At 49.7% G+C, this 22,017-nt stretch carries 19 protein-coding genes; 14 read left to right on the top strand and 5 right to left on the bottom strand.

Annotated elements, in window-relative coordinates; all coding sequences use genetic code 11:
- Nucleotides 1-9 precede the first annotated feature (9 nt).
- From acs to ABWH99_RS02095, 4 genes are all read left to right on the top strand, one after another.
- Nucleotides 10-1,908 (top strand): acetate--CoA ligase, encoded by a 1,899-nt coding sequence (acs, locus tag ABWH99_RS02110; protein WP_375584665.1) that lies wholly within the window; start codon nt 10-12, stop codon nt 1,906-1,908.
- A gap of 85 nt (nt 1,909-1,993) precedes the next feature.
- Complete coding sequence (locus ABWH99_RS02105; protein ID WP_375584664.1) at nt 1,994-3,046, top strand: CBS domain-containing protein; 1,053 nt, start codon at nt 1,994-1,996, stop codon at nt 3,044-3,046.
- A gap of 6 nt (nt 3,047-3,052) precedes the next feature.
- Nucleotides 3,053-3,940, top strand: a complete 888-nt coding sequence (locus ABWH99_RS02100; protein ID WP_375586525.1) for a DUF294 nucleotidyltransferase-like domain-containing protein — start codon at nt 3,053-3,055, stop codon at nt 3,938-3,940.
- Between the two features lies 1 nt (nt 3,941).
- Nucleotides 3,942-4,616, top strand: coding sequence for an exonuclease domain-containing protein (locus tag ABWH99_RS02095; protein ID WP_375584663.1), 675 nt, complete (start codon nt 3,942-3,944; stop codon nt 4,614-4,616).
- Nucleotide 4,617: 1 nt separating this feature from the next.
- Here ABWH99_RS02095 and ABWH99_RS02090 read toward each other — a convergent pair whose 3' ends face one another.
- Nucleotides 4,618-5,973: a DUF4403 family protein gene (locus ABWH99_RS02090; RefSeq protein ID WP_375586524.1), complete on the bottom strand. Its 1,356-nt coding sequence runs from the start codon at nt 5,971-5,973 to the stop codon at nt 4,618-4,620.
- Between the two features lie 191 nt (nt 5,974-6,164).
- Between ABWH99_RS02090 and ytxJ the strand changes: the two genes are divergently transcribed.
- The 8 genes from ytxJ to ABWH99_RS02050 all read left to right on the top strand — a co-directional run bounded on the left by ytxJ (nt 6,165) and on the right by ABWH99_RS02050 (nt 13,476).
- Nucleotides 6,165-6,503 carry a bacillithiol system redox-active protein YtxJ gene (gene ytxJ / locus ABWH99_RS02085; protein WP_375584662.1) on the top strand — a complete coding sequence of 113 codons (339 nt, stop codon included), beginning with the start codon at nt 6,165-6,167 and terminating at the stop codon, nt 6,501-6,503.
- Between the two features lie 139 nt (nt 6,504-6,642).
- A complete protein-coding gene (locus ABWH99_RS02080; protein ID WP_375584661.1) occupies nt 6,643-9,501 on the top strand; it encodes an outer membrane beta-barrel protein in 2,859 nt (952 codons plus the stop codon).
- A gap of 38 nt (nt 9,502-9,539) precedes the next feature.
- Nucleotides 9,540-9,878, top strand: coding sequence for a winged helix-turn-helix domain-containing protein (locus ABWH99_RS02075; RefSeq protein ID WP_375584660.1), 339 nt, complete (start codon nt 9,540-9,542; stop codon nt 9,876-9,878).
- Between the two features lie 225 nt (nt 9,879-10,103).
- The gene (locus ABWH99_RS02070; RefSeq protein WP_375584659.1) at nt 10,104-10,514 is read left to right on the top strand and encodes a molybdopterin-dependent oxidoreductase; all 411 of its coding nucleotides are present in this window, start codon (nt 10,104-10,106) and stop codon (nt 10,512-10,514) included.
- Complete coding sequence (gene modA / locus ABWH99_RS02065; protein WP_375584658.1) at nt 10,511-11,284, top strand: molybdate ABC transporter substrate-binding protein; 774 nt, start codon at nt 10,511-10,513, stop codon at nt 11,282-11,284. Before ABWH99_RS02070 ends, modA begins: the two co-directional genes overlap by 4 nt.
- Nucleotides 11,284-11,958 (top strand): molybdate ABC transporter permease subunit, encoded by a 675-nt coding sequence (modB, locus tag ABWH99_RS02060; RefSeq protein ID WP_375584657.1) that lies wholly within the window; start codon nt 11,284-11,286, stop codon nt 11,956-11,958. Before modA ends, modB begins: the two co-directional genes overlap by 1 nt.
- Nucleotides 11,951-12,625, top strand: coding sequence for an ABC transporter ATP-binding protein (locus ABWH99_RS02055; RefSeq protein ID WP_375584656.1), 675 nt, complete (start codon nt 11,951-11,953; stop codon nt 12,623-12,625). The genes modB and ABWH99_RS02055 overlap by 8 nt, the downstream gene beginning before the upstream one ends.
- A gap of 65 nt (nt 12,626-12,690) precedes the next feature.
- Nucleotides 12,691-13,476 carry a DUF5995 family protein gene (locus ABWH99_RS02050; protein ID WP_375584655.1) on the top strand — a complete coding sequence of 262 codons (786 nt, stop codon included), beginning with the start codon at nt 12,691-12,693 and terminating at the stop codon, nt 13,474-13,476.
- Between the two features lie 16 nt (nt 13,477-13,492).
- On the opposite strand, the gene ABWH99_RS02045 is transcribed toward ABWH99_RS02050, so the two are convergent.
- Nucleotides 13,493-14,731 (bottom strand): DEAD/DEAH box helicase, encoded by a 1,239-nt coding sequence (locus tag ABWH99_RS02045; RefSeq protein WP_375584654.1) that lies wholly within the window; start codon nt 14,729-14,731, stop codon nt 13,493-13,495.
- A 488-nt stretch (nt 14,732-15,219) separates the two neighbouring features.
- On the opposite strand from ABWH99_RS02045, the gene ABWH99_RS02040 reads away from it, so the two are divergent.
- Nucleotides 15,220-16,458: an MFS transporter gene (locus ABWH99_RS02040; protein ID WP_375584653.1), complete on the top strand. Its 1,239-nt coding sequence runs from the start codon at nt 15,220-15,222 to the stop codon at nt 16,456-16,458.
- 44 nt (nt 16,459-16,502) lie between these two features.
- On the top strand, nt 16,503-17,324 hold the full coding sequence (locus ABWH99_RS02035) for an alpha/beta fold hydrolase (RefSeq protein ID WP_375584652.1): 822 nt from the start codon (nt 16,503-16,505) through the stop codon (nt 17,322-17,324).
- A 474-nt stretch (nt 17,325-17,798) separates the two neighbouring features.
- On the opposite strand, the gene ABWH99_RS02030 is transcribed toward ABWH99_RS02035, so the two are convergent.
- The 3 genes from ABWH99_RS02030 to ABWH99_RS02020 form a co-directional block, all read right to left on the bottom strand.
- Nucleotides 17,799-20,183, bottom strand: a complete 2,385-nt coding sequence (locus ABWH99_RS02030; protein WP_375584651.1) for a PAS domain S-box protein — start codon at nt 20,181-20,183, stop codon at nt 17,799-17,801.
- Between the two features lie 169 nt (nt 20,184-20,352).
- The gene (locus tag ABWH99_RS02025) at nt 20,353-21,597 is read right to left on the bottom strand and encodes a TonB family protein (protein WP_375584650.1); all 1,245 of its coding nucleotides are present in this window, start codon (nt 21,595-21,597) and stop codon (nt 20,353-20,355) included.
- On the bottom strand, nt 21,594-21,968 hold the full coding sequence (locus ABWH99_RS02020) for a BlaI/MecI/CopY family transcriptional regulator (protein WP_375584649.1): 375 nt from the start codon (nt 21,966-21,968) through the stop codon (nt 21,594-21,596). The genes ABWH99_RS02025 and ABWH99_RS02020 overlap by 4 nt, the downstream gene beginning before the upstream one ends.
- Nucleotides 21,969-22,017: the final 49 nt, after the last annotated feature.

Raw genomic sequence — 22,017 nt, 5'->3', positions numbered from 1 at the left:
TATCAGACGATGAGTGATAGAATTCATACCTTGAGCGGCTATTTTCACGAATACCAGAAAAGCGTAGCGGATCCGGAAAACTTCTGGGCCCGAGTAGCGGATTCGTTTCATTGGAGAAAACGCTGGGACAAAGTAGTGGACTGGAATTTTGAGGGACCGGATGTGAAATGGTTCCTGAATGGGAAATTAAATATCACGGAAAACATCCTGGAAAGGCACCTGTATACAATTGGCGATCGCCCGGCCATAGTCTGGGAGCCCAACGAACCGGGTGAAGAAGGCCGGACGCTTACCTACCGGCAACTGCATGCAGAAGTATGCCGGTTTTCGAACGTACTCCATGAAAAAGGCGTGCAAAAAGGCGATAAGGTAATCATTTACATGCCCATGGTGCCTGAGGCGGCAGTGGCCATGCTGGCCTGTGCCCGGGTGGGAGCCATTCACTCCGTGGTGTTTGCAGGATTTTCCAGCAATGCGCTTTCCGACCGGATCAATGACTGCGAGGCAAAAGTAGTCCTTACCTCGGATGGTAATTTTCGGGGCAAGAGAAAAATTCCAGTGAAAGCGGTAGTCGACGAAGCCTTGGAAAATACCGCTTCCGTAGAGACGGTGATCGTTTACCAACGTACCCGGCAGGAGGTCACCATGAAGGAGGGCCGGGACTTTTGGTGGCACGAAGCCATTGCCGGTGTGTCTACCGAGCACCAGGCCGTGGAAACCGACAGCGAGGACACCCTGTTTATCCTGTATACTTCCGGCTCCACCGGCAAGCCCAAGGGGGTGGTACATACCTGCGGTGGCTACATGGTCTATGCCAAGTATACGTTTGAAAACGTTTTCCAATACAATCCGGGAGATGTCTACTGGTGTACGGCCGATATTGGATGGATTACCGGCCATTCGTACATTGTTTACGGACCCTTGTTGTCCGGAGCTACTTCCATCATGTTTGAGGGCGTCCCCACGTATCCGGATGCCGGACGGTTTTGGGCCATCGTTGATAAATACAAGGTCAATCAATTTTATACCGCACCAACTGCCATTCGTGCGCTGCAGGCCTACGGTACGGAGCCCATTGCTCCTTACTCGCTGGAATCATTGAAAGTACTTGGCTCCGTCGGAGAACCCATCAACGAGGAGGCTTGGCACTGGTACCATACCCATATTGGAAAAACCAAGTGCCCGATAGTGGATACCTGGTGGCAGACCGAAACCGGAGGCATCATGGTGTCCCCTTTGGCCGGGATAACTCCCACAAAGCCCGCGTACGCCACCTTGCCCCTTCCGGGGATACAACTGGCAATCATGGATCCTGAAGGAAAAGAACTGACCGGAAATTCGGTGGAGGGAAATCTCTGCGTGAAATTTCCCTGGCCCGGAATGATTCGCACGACGTATGGAGATCACGAACGGTGCAAGCAAACCTATTTTTCGGCGTATAAAGGCATGTATTTTACCGGGGACGGGGTAAAACGAGATCACGACGGGTACTACCGCATACTCGGTAGGGTCGATGATGTGATCAACGTTTCCGGTCACCGAATGGGTACCGCTGAAGTAGAAAATGCAATAAATGAACACCCATTGGTAGTCGAGTCCGCAGTGGTAGGCTATCCCCATCAGGTCAAAGGACAGGGAATCTATGCCTACGTAATCTGTGATATGACGAACCGTACGGAGCAAAATTTGGTGAACGAAATCAAGGACACGGTGACAAAAATTATCGGGCCCATCGCAAAACCAGATAAAATTCAGATCGTTCCGGGTCTTCCCAAAACCCGCTCGGGCAAAATCATGCGGCGTATCCTTAGAAAAGTAGCCGAAGGCAGTATGGACAACCTGGGAGATACCTCTACCCTCTTGGATCCGGAAGTAGTCGATCGGATCATCGAAGGTCGAATTGAGTAAATTCATTTTCATTTCTGACACTCGTCGTTGATTCTGTGCACGGAACAATCCGTGCGCCTTCCTCTACTTCTTAGCAACCCGTTTCATGGCCAATGTCATCGTCAACCGGATCATCGATTTCCTAAAGAATTACCCGCCTTTTAGTTTTCTTTCGGAAGAATTGCTCGGGCAGGTCGCCCGAGAGGTGGATGTGCTGTACTTTGAAACGGATGAGTTGCTGTTTCAAAAAGGTGATCCCGCCAAGAGTTATTTTTTTGTGGTCAAGGAGGGGGCGATCAAATTGACGGACCAGGGGGAAGAAATGGAAGAGACCGTGGAATTCTGCGACGAAGGCGACGTCTTTGGTGTGTTGGCACTACTGGGAAAACGGCCCTATATACTTAATGCAAGAGCCAATGAACCCAGTTTGGTGATCGCGGTACCGGTTGGGGTTTTTGAAACCATCCTAAACGAAAACAGTCAGGTCAGCCTTTACTTTGCTGCAGGGTTTGCTGCCGGTCAGGTGGTGGTACGTACCGGTCTGTCGCAGGAACAGAAAGTCAAGGCACTTTTCGGAACGAAGCGAAACGAAAATGGGCTGATGTTGTTTTCCGGGCAACGGACCATTCGCTACTCCGAGCCGGTGATTCATTGTCCGTTGGAATCGACGGTTGCGGCGGCGGTGGCAGAAATGGCCCGGGCCAAAGTAGGCTCCATATTGGTAGTAGACCAAGACCGGCACCCCCGGGGAATCATTACGGACAAGGACCTTAGAAATCGCCTCATCGCCAGGGGGCTGTCCTACGAAACGCCGGTAGAGCAGATCATGAGCCATCCCGTGATTACTGCCAAAAGGGACCTGGAATTTTCCCAGGTGTACCTCACCATGATCAAACACCGCCTGCACCATTTGGTATTTACCGAGGACGGAAGCCCGGATTCTGCGGTACAGGGAATTATATCAGACCACGACATACTGCTATCCCAGGGAAATAGTCCCGCCGTGTTGATCAAAGCCTTACAGGAAAGCAGGGACGTGCACGACTTGGCCAAGCTCAGAAACCAGGCGGAAGAAATGCTCCGCTACTACCTGGATAACGAATTGGCAATCGATTTTATCGCCGGAATTCTGACAGAAATCAACGATACGATCATTTGAAAAGCCATCGAAATCGCCAAAATCAAACTGGAGCCGGGATTTCCAGAAGTTCGGGACCTGGAATTCTCCTTTTTGGTATTGGGTTCCGAAGGCAGGGGCGAACAACTCCTAAGAACGGATCTGGACAATGCTTTGGTTTACCAGGACGTGCCCGAACAGCTGCGGGAACAGGCGGAAACGTTTATGCAACTTCTGGCGCGCGAGGTGATGGAGGTGCTGTTTTCTTGTGGCTTCCATTCCTGCCCCGCGGAAATGATGGCCACGAACCCGCAATGGTGTCAGCCGCTCGCCCAATGGAAACGGTATTTTAGCGAGTGGATACGCGAGCCCGATCCGCAATCCCTGATGATGGCCAGCATTTTTTTTGATTTTCGTTCCGCTGCTGGCAAACAGGCGCTGGCGGATGCATTGACCCAACACGTATACGAGGAAATCGAACAAGGGAAGGTTTTTCTCAATTTTTTGGCAAAGAATGCCTTGCTAAATCCGCCGCCCCTGGGTTTTTTCAGGAATTTTCTGGTAGAGAAGTCGGGCAAACATGCCGAGAAATTCGATATCAAACTACGGGCGATGATGCCTTTGGCTGATGCTGCCCGGGTGTTGGCGCTAAGCCACCGGGTAGTGGGCATCAACAACACCTTCAAACGGTACGAAAAACTGGCCGAACTGGAGCCCAATCAGGCATCCCTGTTTCGCGATGCAGGGAAAGCGTACGAGATTTTTATGCGTATCCGGGCTCTGGAAGGGTTGGCCTCCGAATCTTCCGGACGGTTTATTCTACCGGACCGTCTGGGAAAATTGCAGCGGCAATTGTTGAAAAACGCGTTTTTTCCCATCGATGAAATCCAGAAAATATTGAAGGTTCGCTTTCAACTGGATTATTTTGGCAGCTGATATGAATTGGAAAGCGCTGTTTGGTTCCTCCCCCCTGCCTAAGCCGGAGTATATCCGGACCTACGAGAAATCGCTGGAACGAAAAATTGCAAAGAGCAAGCCCCTGTCTGAAGTGGCATTTTTGGTGTTGGATACGGAAACAACCGGTTTGGATACCAAAAAGGACCAGATTCTTTCCTACGGGGCCGTCCAGGTAGTCCACAACCGAATCCGGATTGCTACTTCCAGGGAATTTTACCTCAAACCCAAGTTTCGGAACCGGGAGGCGATTAAAGTTCATGGCCTCGTACAGGAACGTCCTTTCGTAAGCCGGGAGGTATTGGTTCGGTCATTTCTTGAAGATGCCGCCAACAAGGTTCTTGTGGGTCACCACCTCGGTTTTGACCTGGCTATGCTTGAAAAAGCGGGCAGATCCCTGGGCTTGGGGAAAATAAAAAATCCCGGGCTTGACACCTACGATCTGGCCGTCCGCCTGGACCTAGGCAGGTATTACGATCCCCGGGCCATCTCCGGTCGCGATTATTCACTGGATCGGCTTTGCGAACGATACGGAATTGGGCTGGATGACCGGCATACAGCTGCCGGGGACGCTTTTTTAACGGCTCAATTGCTGATCAAACTATTGAAACTGGCGGCAGTAAAGGGCATTCGGAGCTACGGAGAATTGATGGGCTGAGTTAGTCAAGAAACTGTGCGTCCAGCTGTCCACTCGCGCGAACATGAATCACCAAATCGCTACGGGTAGGATAAATTCCAGAAATACCGATTTGGGGATCTTGCAGCCGTACCCGGGCTACAGGAATTTGCCATTCCCCGAATTGAGCCAGTAGCGTTTCTGCCTCCTTCAGGTACTGCTGCATGGGAAAAATGGCCCGCTTTTCCAGATTTTTACGTATTTTTCTCCGTTTGGACCAGTTAACGGTATTGGTTAACATATTTTTGGTTTTCACCTTAAATTCGATGTTTGTAAAGAGAATGCGTTGCTTTTGCGCATCAAAAACGGGTTTACCTGCCAGGTAAAATAGCCCGTTCAGGTCTTTCTTACCTTCCCGCAAGCCAACGAAATCCATGGAAAACAAAAGACGCTCTCCAAGGTGTCCCACGGAGATTGTTCCGGGCCGCATACGGGTTTTGCTGTTCAAAGCGATGCTGCTGTCTGCCAGGGATTCATTCAGCTGCCTGGCAATCTCATCGAAGCTCAGCGATATTGGCAGGGTAATTTCCAGGTCGTTGCCCTGTACCTGGCCCAGAGTCAGTGCTGGGAGCGGCGACAGCTCGGTTGCCAGCGGTCGGTCTTTCTGGCTGACCATTTCTGCGGTAAGGCCGATACCCAGTTGAAGTTCCTGGTCCGGGGTGAGTTCCTGGTGCATACGCAAGCGCTCGGGACGAGGAAACACGTAGTTTCCCGACAGTCCGTTGGCAATGTAGCGGGGCTTTCCGAAGCTATCCCAAAAGGTTTCCGCGAGGCGTCGAAAATCCAAGGCGGCCAGCGCGCCGCTTCGTAATTGATTTTCCATGATGGCGACCATCTGACGCTTGACCAAGGGTTCAAAATCGAATTGTAGTCCCAGCACATCTAAAGAAAGCGGTTTTCCGAATGAGCGAATTTCCAGATCCTGGATATCAAAACTCCAATCTTTTTGTAACACGGGAAGAAAATCAATCTCAGGAGACAATGCCTGTTCGAAAGGCAGGGCCGTCGCGATGCGCTGACCGAAGATGCGCTTTTCGAGCCGGAGGGTTCCATCGGCTGTCAAGGGCATGCCCAATTGAAGCTTCCCTTGTTCGGTCGCAAACAGAGACAGGTTTCCGGTTTTTTCGAGGTGGACATCGGCTACCAGTCCGTTTCCCAACGAAAGGTCCTTTTCGTCCATCAGCTCCTGGTTCAACTCGCGATTGATCCGATTGGCAATGGATCCGAGAGGAATGTGAAGCTGAAGGTTTATCCTCGCGGTGGCCTCGGGAAGCGGAGGAGGGGGCGCCGGATTGTCTACCTGAAGGCTGCGGCAGGCTACTCCTGAAAGCAGCAGCATCAAAAAAAGAAAGTAACGGTTTCGGTGACAGCTCATGGCAGTAGAACGCAGAAATTGAATAAATCGGTTGACCTCAGGTAATAAAAAATTACGTAGCCGGCACAAATATAGGACTATTCCAAAATTTTGTGCAGCGGTTGAACTTTAAAGCCAGCAAAATCGGTTATAAAATTCGAAACAAATCACGGTATATGAGCTGGAAAAAATTAGCGAGTTTATCTCAAATAGAGCAATTAAAGGAAGAAAGCAAGGAGAAACCGGTGGTGATTTTCAAACATTCCACCCGATGCTCGATCAGTAGCATGGCCTGGAACAGAATGGAACGCAGTTGGAAAGCAGAAGACAGCGAGCGTTTGTCCCCCTATTTTCTGGATTTGATTGCGCATAGAGAAATTTCCAACGCCATTGCAGAGGAGTTTGCGGTAGCCCATGCTTCTCCCCAGGTGATTGTCATTCGAGATGGGAAGGCCGTTTATAACAACAGTCATATGGGTATCAATTACCGGGAAATTGTTTCCGTAGAGAGCTAAGTTTCGGTACGGGATCGCATTCGTCCCGGTTATCCGCCATTGAATCCTGAATTTTTCCCTTTATACTTTTTTTTCCCTGCCGTTAAACCGGAATGCACTTTTGCAGTCTAATCCTCACACAAGTTAACAAACGAACACGATGAGGATTTTTACGCTTATTTTCTTTTTCCTGGCCATCTCCTTGATGGGAAGTACCCTTCAGGCCCGGCAGGATCGACCCAGTCCCCCACAGATACGCGGCAAGATTGTCGAGCAGGCCAGCCAGGACCCCATGATTGGCGCCAATGTGGTGCTTAGAACGCAGGGCGATAGCCTGATCAATTCCACCACTACCGGTCCTGATGGAAATTTCAGTATCCCCTACCCGCGTTTGCCGGTATTCAAATTGGAAGTATCTTATGTAGGCTTTGAGAAAGTGACCCGGGAATTTTCCCGAGGCATGCCCCTTGATTTGGGTGTGATCGCCATCCGGGAGGACAGTCAGCTCCTGGGAGAAGTCGTGATTGAAGGCCAAACCAGCGTGGGCGAAATGAAAGGAGATACGGCAGTTTTCAATGCGAGTGCGTTCAAAACGAAGGAAAATGCCATGGCGGAGGATCTTATTGGTAAGTTACCGGGCGTCACCATAGAAAATGGACAGGTGCAGGCACAAGGCGAACAAGTTCAGAAAATACTGGTAGACGGAAGAGAGTTCTTCGGAAGTGATCCCTCTATCGCCCTCAGGAATTTACCGGCAGATGCCATTTCCAGCGTGGAGGTTCTGGATCAGCGCTCCGATCAATCCCGCCTTACCGGCCTGGACGATGGGAATTATGCGAAGACTATCAATATCATTACCAAAGGCAATATGCGGAATAGCTATTTCGGCCGGGTGTACGGAGGCTATGGTACGGATAATACCTATTCGGTGGGGGGAAACATCAATTTTTTTAACGGAAACCGACGAATCTCCATCATCGGCATGTCAAACAATGTCAATCAGCAAAACTTTGCCTCTGACGATCTACTCGGGGTAAGTGGAGGCCTGGGGGGTGGCGGACGCAGGGGCGGTCGAAGAGGCGGTCCCGGTGGAGGAGGCAATAGTTTTGGCGTGCCTGCGAATAACGGGATTATCACGACCAATTCCCTGGGCGTAAATTACAGCGACAAGTGGGGCGAGAAGATTAATTTTACCGGAAGCTACTTTTTTAATGCCACCGACAATACCGTCTTTGAAAATACCAATCGGGAAACCGTCATCACCGAGGACCAACGGCAAGTGTATCAGGAAAGTCAGATCAGTACAATTACCAATAACAACCATCGGATGAATGCGCGGATGGAGTACGATATCAACGAAAAGAATGCGTTGATCATCAGCCCCAGCATCAATTTTCAGGACAATTTTCGGTACAGCAACCTGGAAGGTTTGAATCTGGACCAGTCCCTGGACTCCCTGAGCGATACGCGAAATCTAACGGAAAACGAAACTCAGGGCTACTCCATTTCCAACAACCTAACCTATCGGTATAAGTTTGACAAAGTGGGCAGAACGTTTTCTGCTGATTTATTTACTTCCTGGAATCAACGGGACCAACTGACCGACCTGATTTCGTCCAATAAGGACTATGTGCGAAATGCATTCGATACGCTGGTTCAGGAAACCACCGCACTTTCGGATGGCTTCAACTACCGGACAAATTTCACCTACACCGAACCCATTAGTGAGCGATCCGTCGCGACCCTTTCCTATCAGATCGGTAATAACAAAAGCGCTGCCGATCAAAAAACCTTTCAGTTAGCCAACGAGCAGGGCATAATGGTCCTGGACACGGCTTTGAGTAACGAATTTGACAATAAATTCCTTACCCAACGAGCTGGATTGGGATATCGGTACAACAACAAGGGACTGAATATCAACATGAACCTGGACTACCAGTATGCAGTATTGGACAATCAGAGTGAGTTTCCAACGGTGGGCACCTTTTATCGGGATTTTAAAAACCTCATGCCTACGGTTACCATGAATTACCGTACCGAGGGAGGTACCAGCTATCGGTTTCGTTACCGTACCCGTACCGATGAGCCCAGTGTCAACCAGCTGCAAAACGTGATCAACAACAGCAATCCGTTGAACCTTTCGGTGGGCAACCCTTCCCTTGGACAAAGCTACAATCACTCCATGTTCGTGAACATGTCTCGGTTTAATATGGAGACGAATAAAACGTTTTTTGCGTTTTTGTTCACGAATTTCAACAGCAATTTTATCGGCACGAGTACCTTCGTAGCTCCTCAGGATACCCTGATCAATAACGAGGTCCTGCTCAGGCGGGGCGGGCAAATCACCAGCCCGGTCAATCTAAACGGGCAAATGAATGCCCGGCTATTCCTAAGCTACGGCACCAGCATCCCGAAATGGAAGACCAAGGTGAACCTGAATCCAGGTCTTAGCTACGGACGTACGCCGGGAATTATCAACGGACAGACCAATACCAACGAGAATATCGACATTCGGCAAGGCGTCACATTTGCCAGTAATATCAGCAAGGATGTGGATTTCACCCTGTCCACTACCGGTACTTATACCATTGTGAACAGCAGCTTGCAAAGCAATCTGGACAATAACTATTACATTCAAAGCAGTAACCTCCGGTTTTATTACTCCCCGAATGACGGAAAGACCTTTATCGCCAATAACGTCAACAACATGTTGTACCGAGGCCTTTCAGAAGGGCTGGACCAGTCCGTTTGGTTATGGAACATCGAAGCAGGCTACCGATTTCTTAAAAACAATAAGGGAGAGTTAAAAGTGTATGTCTTTGACCTATTGAAACAAAACAATAGCATCTCCAGAAGTATTTCCGATGTGGCGGTTACCGATACTTTCTCAAACGTACTCACCCGGTACGGCATGATCTCTTTTACCTATATTATCGGTAACTTCAAAAAGTCCGATTTGCCAGACCAGGAGCAGCGACCGGGAGGGTATTCGGGTGGAAGAGGTGCCCGAAGCTGGTAAATTATCCGTATATTGGTCAAGACCAATACGAAAATGCGATGACGAAGGAAATCAGGCTCAGGTGCTGGATTACCATTGGAGGAGAGAAATTTTTCGGACCGGGCCGGGTAGAATTACTCGAACGCATCCAATCGGAGGGCTCGCTTTCCAAAGCAGCCAGGCAAATGGGCATGTCCTATAAAAAGGCTTGGGACATGGTCAATGACCTGAACAGCCGGGGGAGCGAGCCCTTCGTACGCCTAAAGAAAGGGGGCGAAAAAGGCGGTGGAGCAGAACTTACCGACCATGCCCTCCTACTTATCCGACGGTTTAAAGCCCTCTCCGAAAAGTTGAAGAAAATCAGCAGGGAGGAGTCCGGGTGGGTGGATTCCCTCTGAACCGCGGGTCGATCTTCCAAAATGGAAAAATATCGGCCCGGCATCCGGCAGGTGATTTTTTGCTTTTAGGCAAATTTCGATATATATTTATGCATATATCGATCCTTGTTACTCGTACTGTATTCGATGAAGCCTCGTTTTGCTCCCCTCTGTTTTTTACTCTGTGTATTTTTGAGCGCTTTCAGGCCAGCATTGGCCCAGAAGTCTGATCATCCATCCCTTCGTTTGCATGGTCTTTTGCCCCAACCGATCGAGTTGACCATGGATGCAGTGAGGCAGACGGGCGTTCGGGAAGTAGAGGTATTGGGCAAGGGTGGAGAAAAGGTCCGGTACAAGGGGGTGAATTTATCCGCTGTGCTCAAAGAGGCAGGGGCGCCCTTGGGTGAGGCGCTTCGGGGGCAGAATATGGCTCAGTACCTGGTCGTCCGTGCCCGGGATGGGTACCGGGTCGTTTTTTCTTTGGCGGAAATTGATCCAGCACTCACCGATCAGGTCGTGTTGCTGGCGTTTCTATCCAATGGAGAACCTCTTGGGCCGGGTGTAGGCCCCTTTCGCCTGGTGGTCCCGCAGGACAAGCGACAGGCGAGGTGGGTGCGAGAGGTTACCGATATCGAAGTGAAAATAGCAAAGGAATGAAATCCGGAAAAGTAGCCCTTTTTGTTGTTGTTTTTAGCCTCTCAGGGATGTCCCAATCCTGGGCGCAGCGGGAGAAACCCATCCTGGTGGCTGCAGCCTCTGATCTGAAGTTTGCGCTTGACTCCCTTATAGCCGCGTATTCGAGCGAACATTCCGCATCCATTGAACCCATTTATGGCTCTTCGGGCAAATTATACGAGCAGGTTTCCAACGGAGCTCCGTTTCATCTATACATGTCGGCGGATATCCGGTACCCCGAATTATTGGCTGAGAATGGTTTTGCCGCTTCCGCAATTTACCGGTATGGGGTGGGCAGGTTGGTACTATGGAGCAAGCGGCGGGATCTGGACCGATTGGGTATGGATGCATTTAAGCAAGACTGGGTAAAGAAGATTGCCATTGCCAACCCCGATCACGCACCCTACGGCAAACGCGCGGTGGAAACCCTTACCTACTATCAGTTGTACGGCGACCTTCGAGATAAAATGGTTTTGGGTGAAAACATTTCCCAGGCCGCTCAGTTTGCGTCTTCGGGCGCTGCTGATTTGGGGCTGATCGCCTTATCTCTGGCAGTTGCTCCTGCTATGAAAAAATTCAACAGGTCACACTACCTGATTCCGGAGGAAAGCCATTCCCCATTGATTCAGGGGGCAGTTATCACCCGCTATGGGGCGGATAGCGACATCGCGGCTGCGTTTATGGCCTATTTACAGACCGAAAAGGCCATTGCCATTTTTCGAGAGTTTGGTTTTTCTCAACCCACCGATTGATGGATTTTGGCCCTTTTGTTCTAACCCTCCGGCTCGCCCTGTTCACCACCTTGTTATTGTTTTTGATCGGGATTCCTCTGGCCTATTGGCTTGCCTATAGCAGGCTTCGGATCAAGTACGCCGTGGAAGCCGTGGTCAGTTTACCGCTGGTGTTACCTCCAACGGTTTTGGGCTTTTATCTCCTGGTTTTTCTGAGTCCGGAAAACTCCCTGGGAAGTTTTCTGGATCGCTACCTGGACCTTCGCCTGGTATTCACCTTTCCAGGCCTTGTTCTCGCCTCGGTGATTTACAGCCTTCCCTTTATGGTGCAGCCCTTGCGTTCGGGATTTGCCGGCATTCCCAGGGCCTGGATTGATACCACACAAACCCTGGGAAAGGGGCGGTGGGTAACCCTGACACGTGTGATGCTCCCCAACATGAAAAGTGCCTTGCTTACGGCTGCTGTATTGTCCTTTGCGCATACGGTCGGAGAGTTCGGGGTAGTACTAATGGTAGGGGGAAATATTCCTCAGGAAACGCGGGTGATTTCGGTCGCCATTTACAACGAGGTGGAAGCGATGAACTACGCTCAGGCCAACACCTACAGTTTGCTACTGATCGGATTTTCGTTTCTGGTTTTGCTAGGCACTTATTGGATCAATCACGACAAAAACAGCATGTTGTCCTATGATTGATATGCACCTGGAAAAATCCCTGTTTGGTCCGGAGGGTAGACTTACCCTGCGGGTTTCCTGTCACCTCGAAAAAGGAGCATTTGTGGGGCTGTACGGCCCCTCGGGCGTGGGAAAGTCGAGTGTATTGCGTATGATTTCGGGATTGATGAAACCGGAAGCAGGCCAATTGAAAGTAGCTGGTGAGGTATGGTTTTCCAGCGAGCAACAAATAAACCTGAGACCCAACAAACGAAATATAGGCATGGTATTTCAGGAGCATTCGCTTTTTCCAAACATGACCGTCCGGCAAAATCTGGAGTTTGCCTTGGAAAAGGGGCAGCAGGCAGCGATTGTCGATGAGCTGCTGGAGCAAGTGGAGCTAGCGAATCTGGCCGATAAAAAACCGATCACGCTTTCGGGTGGGCAGAAGCAAAGGGTAGCCCTGGCCCGGGCAATGGTGCGCAAGCCCGGGTTGCTGTTGTTGGACGAACCCTTTTCGGCCCTGGACATGAAGATGCGCGGAAATTTGCAAGAATACCTGATGCGGTTTCACCAGGCGTACGGGCTGACCACGCTACTGGTGAGTCACGATGCTTCGGAAATCGGCCGCATGGCCCAGCGGGTTCTGGTAATGGAGCATGGAACCTTTAGTTTTGACGGTCCGCCTGAGCAATTTTTTTCCCGGTAAGTTTTCGTCAATTTTTTTTACCTGCTTTGTATTTATTAATTATTGAGCAAATTTGGTATTTTACTTTGAAATTTCTCAACGGAAATCCAAAACAGGAACAACTGGCGGCATTTCGCCTCCTGTTCTGGAACATTCGTATCCCTAGTTATCAGGTATCCATGAAAGAAGTCTCGTCCTTATTGCAACGCATGAACGAACGCGTGAATGGCTGGAAAGGTGTCGGTGACCAACGGCACGTTTTCCTTGGCTGTTATGCGTTGATGAGTCAGGCCATGCACGAAGCCATTGACAAAGGGCAGTTTGCCAATGCCAACTGGGTTTCCAGCTTGTTGCTTCGGTTTTCAGAATATTATTTCGATGCCCTGGACTGCTACGATCGGGATCCTGAGCGCTCGCCGCTGGTGTGGCGGCAGGTTCACGACGCCTGTTTGCGCTCCGAAATCAACGTCACCCAGCATTTGTTACTAGGGGTAAATGCGCATATCAACTACGACCTACCCCTGGCGCTTTACGATTGCCTGAGGGAGGGTTGGGCGCAATTGCCTGAAAAAGAGAAGGAATTACTACGCGCTGACCATGAATGGGTAAACGAGATCATTGCCCGGACGGTTGACACGGTCCAGGAAAGCATCGTTAATCCTTCCTCCTGGTCCATGGAAGCGTTGGATGTGCTTATGGGCCGGCTGGACGAGTGGTTGCTTTCGAAGCTCATCAGTTCTTGGAGGAACGATGTTTGGCAGGTAAACCTACAGCTTTTGGAAAGTTCTTCCGAGGAACAGCGGAAGCGTATTCAACAGGAACAGGAAGCATTGGTGGTAAAACGGGCGCACCAGGTAATCCGTTACCTGTAAGCAGCTCATTTCTTTTCTATCGGGATCTGGAGTTTTTGCGGTTTGCAAAGAAGGCTTGCTTCTTTCGTTGCTTTTCCTTGTTGTGTTCTTTCTTTTCCTGGGCCGTCATGGGTTTGTCGGTTTGGGGAAAAGGATTGTTGTCTGCCACATCAATTTTCTGCCGGATTAGGTTTTCAATGGCGCGTACGTCTCCGTTTTCTTCCGGCTCGCACAGGGAAATGGCTGTACCGGATTCCCCGGCTCTTCCAGATCTCCCGATCCGGTGAACATAGGTTTCCGGATCTTCGGGAATATCGTAATTGATAACGTACTGGAGCTTGTCGATATCGATGCCCCGTGCGGCAATGTCGGTGGCCACGAGTACGCGAATGGACCCATCTTTGAATTGGTTGAGCACTTTTTGCCGGTGGTTTTGCGCTTTATTGCCGTGAATGGCAGCCGCCTCTATGCCGGCCCCTTTTAGGTTTTTCGTTATTTTATCCGCCCCGTGTTTGGTTCGTGAGAAAAGGAGGACCTGGTCAATTTTTTTGTCTTTCAGAATATGGAAAAGCAAGTCTTTTTTGGTGGACTTGTTGGTATAATATACCTTTTGTTGCAGGGTTTCGGCGGCCGAAGAGACGGGACTCACCTCAATTTTGATTGGATCGGTTAGTATTTCATTGGCGAGGCCTACGATATTGTCGGGCATGGTGGCCGAGAAAAAGAGGGATTGTCTTTTCGAAGGCAGCAATTTCAGCAGCTTTTTGATATCATTGATAAAGCCCATGTCCAACATGCGGTCGGCTTCGTCCAGAACAAAAATCTTGATTTGATCCAGTTTGATGTACCCTTGATTGATCAGGTCCAGAAGCCTTCCAGGCGTGGCGACCAGCACGTCTACGCCCCGGTTCAGGGCGCTTACCTGCGATCCTTGTTTTACACCCCCGAAAATAACCGCATGCTTTAGTCGGGTATATTTCCCATAAAACTCAAGGTTTTCGTGGATTTGTATGGCCAGTTCCCGCGTAGGGGTAACGATGAGTGATTTGATACGGACGCGGCCTTTCTCTTCCGAAGAATCGGTATGAAGGAGCTGAATGATTGGCAAGGCAAAAGCTGCGGTTTTGCCGGTACCTGTCTGCGCACTACCCAGAATGTCTCTTTTGGCCAATACCTGCGGAATGGCTTTTTTTTGGATGGCTGTCGGCTCAACATAATTTTTTTCCTGAAGCGCTTTCAGTAAGGGTTCTATTAAATGTAATTCTTTAAATGTCATGTAATCGTATGTTTCGAATGACCGAAAATGGTCTTAAATTGAATGGTTGATTAATTTTTGTGGAGAAATGAGTGGCAATTGGTACCTTCGGGTGGCAATGGATACCCTTTTCCAGCCGCGGGACCTGCACCTTTACCCCATCCTGAGGCAGCTTAAAAGGAAAATTCGCCTGTGCGGAAAAACTCTTTTTTTCGCGATCCAACAGCTGTTTCTTGCAGTCGTTTCGTTTATTCCGGTTAAAGGTAGTGAGATTTATTGAAAGGAATGCGGGAAGCGACCTGAAATATTTGTTTTCCTGGTTAACCCATACCCCTTAAACGAAGGTTTTTCGGCATTTGGTTCCATTCATTCCCGGCAGGTTTCACCCCTTAGCTGAAAGAAGGAGGCTATCCTGGACTGGAAAGAACCGGAACCCAGTCCTGTCCTCAGGAAAAGGGGTAGAACTTTTGCCGGCATGGCTGGGTTTATAGTGGAAGTATCTTAAATGCATGAAAAAAGAGCGGCTTTTACTATGGACGCTGGCAGCGGTCAATTTTACCCACATCGTCGATTTTATGATCATGATGCCCCTGGGCCCCCAACTTATGCGGGTCTTTGCCATCTCTCCACAGCAGTTTGGCCTATTGGTATCCTCCTATACGTTCAGCGCTGGCATCAGTAGCTTCATTGGGGCCTTTATTTTGGACAAGTACGATCGGCGAAGTATTTTTCTCTGGGTGTTCGTGGGTTTTCTGATGGGGACGCTGGCTTGCGCGCTTTCACCCAATTATGGATTTCTACTCGCCGCGCGAATTGTTTCCGGATTGTTTGGTGGGCTTACGTCAGCATTGATTTTTGCCGTGATCGGGGATGCGGTTCCAGACGGTAGGCGGGGAAGGGCCATGGGACTGGTGATGGGGGCTTTTTCCGTTGCATCCGTTTTTGGAGTTCCCTTTGGCCTTTTTATTGCCAGCCTTTCCAGCTGGCACGCTCCATTTTTCTTTCTGGCGGTATTGGCAGTGGGGATACTTTGGTTGATTTACCGGTACGTACCCAGCATCACGGCCCACCTGTTGCAGCAAGGCGAAGGCCGGCCAAATCCCCAGCAAGTGATTCGCAGGGTTACTGGCAACGCCAATCAGATGCGCGCCATTTCTCTGACCGTGCTGATGATGTTGGGCCAGTTTATGATCATTCCTTTTTTGAGTCCCTTTATGGTATCCAACGTGGGTTTTTCGGAATTGGAATTGACCTATATTTACATGGCCGGGGGTTTTTTTACGGTGTTTACCTCTCCCTGGGTGGGTAGGTTGACGGACAAATACGGAAAGGTCCGGGTTTTCTCCGTATTCATGACCTTAAATGTGATCCCGATCGGAATCCTAACACACCTGGGAGTTACTCCCGTATTTCTTGCCTTGTTCGTGTCTACGGTTTTTTTCATCACCTCAAACGGCCGGATGGTTCCAGCGGCTGCGCTCATTACCGGTACCGCCAAACCTGAAAACCGAGGAAGTTTTCTTAGTTTTAATGCTGCCGTACAACAATTGAGTGCCGGCTTGGCTTCGTTTTTAGCAGGCATGGTGTTGGTGGAAGGAGCAGATGGACGATTAATGAATTTTGAATGGGTGGGTTACCTGGCCATTTTGCTAAGTCTCCTCTGCATTCCGCTGATACGAAGAATACAGGTAGTGGACACGGAGGCGGTGCTGGAAAAGGTACCGGCTGGCGCCACCGTAGAAAAATAGCCCGAGGAGCGCAGCTCGCTTTTTGGGCCTACAAAGCTAGAACGATGATGCACCGATTGCTGGGACACTTGCTGAACGCCCTCGCCCGCTTCTGGTCAAAGCAAGCGGGAAGGACGACTTTTTACCTATTTTGCCGGCCAATCCGAAGACGCCTAAGCGGTTCGGAGCGCGCGTTTCTGCAGGCAGGAAACCCGCAAAAAATACACTTCAACGGGCAGAAGATTTGTCTGTATGAATGGGGAAGCGGTCCGAAAAGCGTACTTTTTTTGCATGGCTGGCAAAGTAATTCCGCCCGATGGCAACCGTACGTGGAGGCCCTGAAGGGTTCAGGTATTCGCGCGCTCGCGTTCGATGCACCCGGACACGGGTTGAGCAGTGGCAGGCAGTTTACCATACCCGAAAACGCCGCATTGATCCACCGGGTGATGACCTCGGTATCGGGGATAGAAGCGGTGATCGGTCATTCCCTGGGTGGGTATTCCTATTTGTATGCGCGGTCCCTACATGCGCTTCCCCGAATTGAGCGGTTGGTTGTTCTGGCCTCTCCGGTTACACTTGATGCCTTGGTTGGGGTATTTAGCCAGAGCCTTTCCCTGCATCCGGATACGGTAGGCTGCATGATGAAGGAAATGGAAGCCAACACCCCGGAAGGGTTGCAGTCCTTCGCGTTGGAAAGGCTATCGGAAACGCTATCCCTGCCCGGGTTAATCGTCCACGATCGGGACGACGATCGAATTCCTTTTTTCCATGCGGAGCAGCTGGCTGCGGTCTACCCGCAGGCAAAACTAATCGCCACTCGTGGTCTGGGTCACCGATTGCGTTCCGAAGAAGTGGTCCAAATGGTCGCCGGATTTGTAATCGGATAGGAGTTGAGAGCGTGTGAAATAAAAGAGTAGTGCGCTGCCCTTCAAGGAGAAGAGAGCATTTCATTTTTGTCAAGGCTACATCAGCCTATTCTTCTCAAAAAGAAAACGCTAACCCTATGTCTGCTGGGTGGGACCCAGGGTATTATTTTTTGTTTACCTTATGCATTAGCACCTTTGCTTCGGACTTAAAATGCTTCAAAATCAGCCGCTTTATTCGACTTTTCGTGTTCACTGCAGGGGCAGCCATGCCTCCGTCTCCAAAGCGACCGATTAACTTGCGCTATAAGCACTTCCAAATATCCGGGACAGGCTGTCACGAACCCTGAAGTACAATCCGGGTTTAAAGGAACCGCTACGGGTGAATTCTACGTATTTTTTTGGGTGGCAAGCTGAATCAGTTAAGTACAGGGTTCGATATTTTCCCCTCTGCAGCAACGATGAGATTTTCAGTGTTAGAAGGGCTTCGTAGAATGGTTATTTGCCCGGACCTTTAGGCAGGGTAAAATGAAACTGGCTGCCCTTTCCTGGCTGGGAGGTTACCCAAATTTCGCCACCATGGTTGCTGACGATCTTTTTGCAGGTAGCCAGTCCCAGACCGGTTCCGGCAAAAGTCTGTTTGTTGTGGAGGCGGTTAAACGGTTGGAAAAGCCGGGGTAGGTCTTGCGGATCGATACCAATGCCATTGTCTTCGACCGTGAAATGGTATTTTTGGGGATCCTGCCGCACACGAATGCGAACCATCGGTTGGCTGTCTGGAGGAATAAACTTCAAGGCATTGGATATCAGGTTCAAAAATAATCGATAGATCGAATTTTGATGACCCAGTAGTTGCAGGTCCTGCGAGGGAAGCTCCAAGTGGGCTTTTTCATCGGAAATTCGTTTCTTTAAGTCGTTTTGTACCAGCGCCAATACCTCCCTCAATGAAAAAACCGACATGGAGGTCAATTCCCTTCCGGCTTTGGAGTACTCCAGAATATCCTTGATCATCTGCTGCATGCGGATGGACCCGTCCATGGCGTAGTGGATGTACTGAAGGCCTTTTTCGTCGAGCTGTTTTTCGTATTTCTTTTTTAGCAAGGAGGTGAATCCAGAAACCATTCGCAAGGGTTCCTGTAGATCGTGCGCGGTGATGGAGGCAAATTGCTCCAATTCCCGGTTGCTCTTCTCCAGCAATTCGTTCAATTCCTGCAGTTGTTGCTCGGTCTTTTTCGTTTCGGTGATATCGATGATAATGGCTACGAGTGCCGGCTGCCCTTCGTACCGCATTTTTTGCAGGTGCACTTCCACGGGGTACCGTGTCCCATCTTTCCGCTCGTGGACTGTAACAAAAATTAATTTTTCCTGCTCTTCGGAGATCAACGGATCAATGAACGATCGAAATTCTGCTTCTCCAAATTCGGGTTTGATGGTATAGGGCGTCAATTTTTGAAGTTCATCGATGCCGTAGCCAATATTCAGCAAAGCACCCCTATTCGCATAAGAAAAACGAAGGCTTTTTGTATCAAAAATGTAGATCTCGTTCAGGCTGTTTTCCATGATGTTCGCCAATTGCGACTTCATGGACTGGGCCTGCAACTGTTCGGTATGATCGTTTAAAATTGCCATCACGCATTTTCGGTCGTTATACACCAGTTCGTGAATCAGCAATTCCCCCTGCAGGAGTTCGCCCGTTTTTGTACGGTGAATGGAGGGATTTATTTTCTCAGGGACCCCTTTTCCCAGAAATCGCTGGATACCCTCGTAAAATAGGCCAATTTCGTCCTCCTGTAGCAGCATTCCCATGCTATATCCCAGGATTTCATGTTTTTCGTATCCATAACAACGCAAGGCAGCCCGATTGATTTCCAGGATTTCCAGCGTATCCACATCCAGAAGTATTTTGGGTAATGGGCTGAGATCAAATAACATGCGGTAATTGGCCTCCGATTCTTTGATTTTATTTTCGGCCAATTTTCTCTCGGTAATGGTTCGGGCAAAAAAAGCGGCTCCGGTTATCGTCCCCTGCTGTCGGATGGGGTGGGCACTTAATTCAATCCAAATCTCCATGCCGGATTTTAGTTTTTCCGGCCTGCAATAGGTTTCCGTAAAAGATTCGCCGGATAGCGCGCGACGAAAAAAGCCGCTAAAAGCCCGATGCATGTCCGCAGGGATCAGCTCTGGAAATAGCGCTCTGGAGCCCGGAAAGACCTTTTGACCGAGCAGCTGTTCCATCTTTTCGGCAAAAGCATCGTTAAATGCAATCAATCGATGGTTGGTATCAATGCTCCAAATGTCATCGGTAGTCGTATTGATCAGCGCATCGCTGTTCACCCGGTCCAGTGCCCGCTGCTTTTCCATTTCCCGGTGCAGCCGGTAGCTTTGGCGCAATACGCGTTGCTTTTTCCGGTCTTCCAGTAAGGTGGTAACCTGGCCCGCCAGCAGCGTAAGGCTGTGCTTTTGCTGCTGGTCCAGTACGGATGGCTGGGTATCCAGTATACTTAGAAAACCCAAGAGAAATCCATTGGGAGAAACGACGGGAAACCCCGCAAAAAAGCGGTATTCGGGACCCAGTTTCCCCAGGCGGAGGCCAGCGTCCTGGCAGTCCGCGACAACGATTGGTGCATGCGATCGCTCCTGTTGCGCGTTCAAGGGAAAGGCGATTTCGGTATGGCCGTTTTGCTCAACACCAAAGGTAGATTTAGTAAAGGACCCATTCTTTCCCAGAAATGAAAGCATTGAGACGGGCGTTTGTCCGATTCGGGCTGCCAACTCGGTCAGGGCATCGTATTCAGCCTCGGGTTGGCTGTCCAGAATATCGTACGAATACAACGTGGCCAATCGTTCCTCTTCGTCCGGTTTTGTAGAAGTGGATTTTTTCATGAAAAAAAATTCCGAAGTACAAATTTGGAAATTTTCCTAATTAGGATTACCAATAAATGTAAATTTAATGGAATTTGTCTGAAAAAACACCCTGCGTCAAAAAAAGTCCCTGGCAAAAAAGAAAAGGATTTTCAGTTTGCCAGGGAGGGTTTACCAACAAGCCATCTGATTAATTCAGTTTAAAACGTATCGGAACACGTATTTTTACCGGTACCTCTACTCCTTTGTGTTTCCCCGGGTTCCAGGCAGGGGCCGTTTCCAGTACCCGGACTGCCTCGTTATCCAAAAGGGGATTGACGCCCCGGACCAGGCGAACATCGTTAACACTCCCCTCGGTATCTACGGTAAATTGTGCATACACGGTTCCTTCGATGCCATCGGCCCGGGCTGATTCCGGATACCTGAGGTTTTCCTTAAGGAACGTGTTCCAGCCTTCCAGGCCGCCGACAGGGAAGGGCATTTCTTCCACTACATCAAATACTTCTCCACGCATCACCCGCTCGGAAATCTGTTCCGGGCCGTTTTGATCCATAACGGGCTGTTCTTCCGTGGATTCGCAGGAGAAAACTACCAGTAGCAGGGTAAGTAAGGGTAGCGACAAGGCGTAGCCAAATCGGGCCAGCGGTGAGGAATGAGATCGGTACATCATCGTTAATCGTTTTTTGAGTTGAAATTGATTGAAATTGTTTACCAGGGAACGCGGAGGAAGCGGTTGAATTACCTGTAAGAGTAGGTCCGCGTACGCGTCTTTGGAGTGTTTTTGTGTCATTTGCCGGTCTACCTGGTACTCGTGTACCTCCAGGAGTGCCTTTTCGAAATACCGTAGCACAGGATTGAACCAGAAGCTAATTTTTACGAGTTGAAACAAAAGCAAATCCAGGCTGTGGAGGTAGTTTGCGTGGGCCGTTTCATGGGCAAGTATCCAGTCGCGGTTCGTGGTTTCGTCTGCAGGTGGTTGCAGAAATATCCAACGAAAAAACGAGGAGGGTTCAAAGTCCGGGTGCTCCAGAAGCGTAAACCTGCCCCAGGAGACCTTCTGCGCCCGGGAAGCTTTTTGATAGAGTAGAGCCAGACCTACCCCCAGGCGACCCACGAAAAAAGCGACGCCACACCAATAGATTGCGATCAGGATAGGTTCCAGGCCCAACCAACCAAAGGTAGATGCCCCGCCGGGTTCACTTGCGTAGAATTCGAAAACGGGAAGATCAATCGCCAGCGCATCCCTGAACGCCGCCGTAGATTCGTTGAGCGGCAGTCGGAGCGCAGGGATCACCCAGGCCAAACCAAAGCTGCCCAATAAAAAGGCGCGGTTCCAGGCGAAAAAGGTGGTTTCTGCGAGAACGAACCGGTAGAATAAGCCTAGGACAGCGAGGCAAAAACTTGCTTCCAAAAGATAAATGAGCAGTGGATTCATGACTTTTTCTGGTTTTTTAATTCTTGCACCAATTTTTCCAGATCCTCCAAATCCTTTCCGGAAAGCTTTTTCTCTTTTACCATGAAGGACAGCACGTTTTTGGCAGATCCTTCAAAATAATTGGTGACCAATTGATTGAAACTTCGGTTTTGGTAGGTTTTCTTGCCGATCAGGGGAAAATATTCGTGGGTGGTGCCGTATGTGCGGTGATCCAGAAAGCCTTTTCTTTCCAACTGTTTCATGATGGAAGCAAGCGTAGTATAGGGCGGTTTTGGTTCCGGATACGCGTTTAAAACGTCCCGGACCAGCGCTTTTTCCAGCTGCCAAACGATGGCCATTACCTGTTCTTCGGTGGGTGTCAATGTTTCCATAAACCAAAGATATAGATATAAAATTAGTTTTCCTACGAAAATATCGTAA

The sequence above is a fragment of the Cyclobacterium xiamenense genome, from assembly GCF_042140265.1.
GTDB classification, from domain to species: domain Bacteria; phylum Bacteroidota; class Bacteroidia; order Cytophagales; family Cyclobacteriaceae; genus Cyclobacterium; species Cyclobacterium xiamenense_A.
The sequence above is the reverse complement of the archived record's forward strand: the minus strand, read 5'-3'. Positions and strand labels throughout refer to the sequence as shown.

What these genes read in the sequence shown, in the direction of transcription:
- ABWH99_RS02075 (WP_375584660.1), top strand. Translation starts at nt 9,540, where the DNA reads ATGACGAAGGAAATCAGGCTCAGGTGCTGGATTACCATTGGAGGAGAG.
- ABWH99_RS02090 (WP_375586524.1), bottom strand. Translation starts at nt 5,973, where the DNA reads ATGCTGCTGCTTTCAGGAGTAGCCTGCCGCAGCCTTCAGGTAGACAAT.
- ABWH99_RS02030 (WP_375584651.1), bottom strand. Translation starts at nt 20,183, where the DNA reads ATGAAAAAATCCACTTCTACAAAACCGGACGAAGAGGAACGATTGGCC.
- ABWH99_RS02055 (WP_375584656.1), top strand. Translation starts at nt 11,951, where the DNA reads ATGATTGATATGCACCTGGAAAAATCCCTGTTTGGTCCGGAGGGTAGA.
- ABWH99_RS02035 (WP_375584652.1), top strand. Translation starts at nt 16,503, where the DNA reads ATGATGCACCGATTGCTGGGACACTTGCTGAACGCCCTCGCCCGCTTC.
- ABWH99_RS02045 (WP_375584654.1), bottom strand. Translation starts at nt 14,731, where the DNA reads ATGACATTTAAAGAATTACATTTAATAGAACCCTTACTGAAAGCGCTT.
- ABWH99_RS02095 (WP_375584663.1), top strand. Translation starts at nt 3,942, where the DNA reads ATGAATTGGAAAGCGCTGTTTGGTTCCTCCCCCCTGCCTAAGCCGGAG.
- ABWH99_RS02105 (WP_375584664.1), top strand. Translation starts at nt 1,994, where the DNA reads ATGGCCAATGTCATCGTCAACCGGATCATCGATTTCCTAAAGAATTAC.
- ABWH99_RS02040 (WP_375584653.1), top strand. Translation starts at nt 15,220, where the DNA reads ATGAAAAAAGAGCGGCTTTTACTATGGACGCTGGCAGCGGTCAATTTT.
- ABWH99_RS02025 (WP_375584650.1), bottom strand. Translation starts at nt 21,597, where the DNA reads ATGAATCCACTGCTCATTTATCTTTTGGAAGCAAGTTTTTGCCTCGCT.
- ABWH99_RS02080 (WP_375584661.1), top strand. Translation starts at nt 6,643, where the DNA reads ATGAGGATTTTTACGCTTATTTTCTTTTTCCTGGCCATCTCCTTGATG.
- modA (WP_375584658.1), top strand. Translation starts at nt 10,511, where the DNA reads ATGAAATCCGGAAAAGTAGCCCTTTTTGTTGTTGTTTTTAGCCTCTCA.
- ABWH99_RS02020 (WP_375584649.1), bottom strand. Translation starts at nt 21,968, where the DNA reads ATGGAAACATTGACACCCACCGAAGAACAGGTAATGGCCATCGTTTGG.
- acs (WP_375584665.1), top strand. Translation starts at nt 10, where the DNA reads ATGAGTGATAGAATTCATACCTTGAGCGGCTATTTTCACGAATACCAG.
- ytxJ (WP_375584662.1), top strand. Translation starts at nt 6,165, where the DNA reads ATGAGCTGGAAAAAATTAGCGAGTTTATCTCAAATAGAGCAATTAAAG.
- modB (WP_375584657.1), top strand. Translation starts at nt 11,284, where the DNA reads ATGGATTTTGGCCCTTTTGTTCTAACCCTCCGGCTCGCCCTGTTCACC.